Source organism: Cytobacillus kochii (genome assembly GCF_020171845.1).
In the GTDB taxonomy this organism is placed as follows: Bacteria; Bacillota; Bacilli; order Bacillales; family Cytobacillaceae; genus Cytobacillus; species Cytobacillus kochii.
On record NZ_JAIVAM010000037.1, the window covers coordinates 1 to 1,083 of the forward strand.

Sequence of the window (1,083 nt, forward strand, 5' to 3'; positions counted from 1 at the left end):
GCTCGTTTGCACCTATGGTGCTTTGTTGCTGATAAATCAGCTTTTTTAGAATTACGCTTGACGTTTTACGTTCGTTCAGTTTTCAAAGAACAATCTCGTTCGCTTCAGAAGCGACTTTATAATCATACAACATCTTAACTTGTTATGTCAATAACTTTTTTAAAATGTTTTTGGTGGAGCCTAGCGGGATCGAACCGCTGACCTCCTGCGTGCAAAGCAGGCGCTCTCCCAGCTGAGCTAAGGCCCCAAAAAAGTAATAAAAATGGTCGGGAAGACAGGATTCGAACCTGCGACCCCTTGGTCCCAAACCAAGTGCTCTACCAAGCTGAGCTACTTCCCGTTTATGGCGCGCCCGAGAGGAGTCGAACCCCTAACCTTTTGATCCGTAGTCAAACGCTCTATCCAATTGAGCTACGGGCGCATCAATAAGTGGTGCCGAGGACCGGAATCGAACCGGTACGGTAGTCACCTACCGCAGGATTTTAAGTCCTGTGCGTCTGCCAGTTCCGCCACCCCGGCACTTATTGGAGCGGAAGACGGGATTCGAACCCGCGACCCTCACCTTGGCAAGGTGATGTTCTACCACTGAACTACTTCCGCAAATATTCAAAATAAAAATGGTGCGGGTGAAGGGAGTCGAACCCCCACGCCTTGCGGCGCCAGATCCTAAGTCTGGTGCGTCTGCCAATTCCGCCACACCCGCATATATAAATGGTGAGCCATGAAGGACTCGAACCTTCGACCCTCTGATTAAAAGTCAGATGCTCTACCAACTGAGCTAATGGCTCGTACAAGTGGTGCCGGCCAGAGGACTTGAACCCCCAACCTACTGATTACAAGTCAGTTGCTCTACCAATTGAGCTAGGCCGGCAAATAAACACAAAAAAATGGTGGAGGATGACGGGATCGAACCGCCGACCCTCTGCTTGTAAGGCAGATGCTCTCCCAGCTGAGCTAATCCTCCAGTATGTATGCCCGGCAACGTCCTACTCTCACAAGGGGACAGCCCCTAACTACCATCGGCGCTGAGAAGCTTAACTTCCGTGTTCGGTATGGGAACGGGTGTGACCTTCTCGCTATCGC

General features: G+C 50.7%; 9 tRNA genes and 1 rRNA gene. All 10 read right to left on the reverse strand.

Features of this window, described 5'->3' with window-relative positions:
* Positions 1–171: 171 nt before the first annotated feature.
* Positions 172–247: transfer RNA gene (locus tag LCM23_RS25640), tRNA-Ala, on the reverse strand.
* Between the two features lie 16 nt (positions 248–263).
* Positions 264–340 (reverse strand) — tRNA-Pro (locus tag LCM23_RS25645).
* Between the two features lie 4 nt (positions 341–344).
* A tRNA-Arg gene (locus LCM23_RS25650) sits at positions 345–421 on the reverse strand.
* A 9-nt stretch (positions 422–430) separates the two neighbouring features.
* A tRNA-Leu gene (locus tag LCM23_RS25655) sits at positions 431–519 on the reverse strand.
* 6 nt (positions 520–525) lie between these two features.
* A tRNA-Gly gene (locus LCM23_RS25660) sits at positions 526–600 on the reverse strand.
* An 18-nt stretch (positions 601–618) separates the two neighbouring features.
* A tRNA-Leu gene (locus LCM23_RS25665) sits at positions 619–703 on the reverse strand.
* A 9-nt stretch (positions 704–712) separates the two neighbouring features.
* A tRNA-Lys gene (locus LCM23_RS25670) sits at positions 713–788 on the reverse strand.
* 7 nt (positions 789–795) lie between these two features.
* Positions 796–871 (reverse strand) — tRNA-Thr (locus LCM23_RS25675).
* Between the two features lie 17 nt (positions 872–888).
* A tRNA-Val gene (locus LCM23_RS25680) sits at positions 889–964 on the reverse strand.
* Positions 965–973: 9 nt separating this feature from the next.
* Positions 974–1,083, reverse strand: a 5S ribosomal RNA gene (gene rrf / locus LCM23_RS25685); the annotation flags it as partial.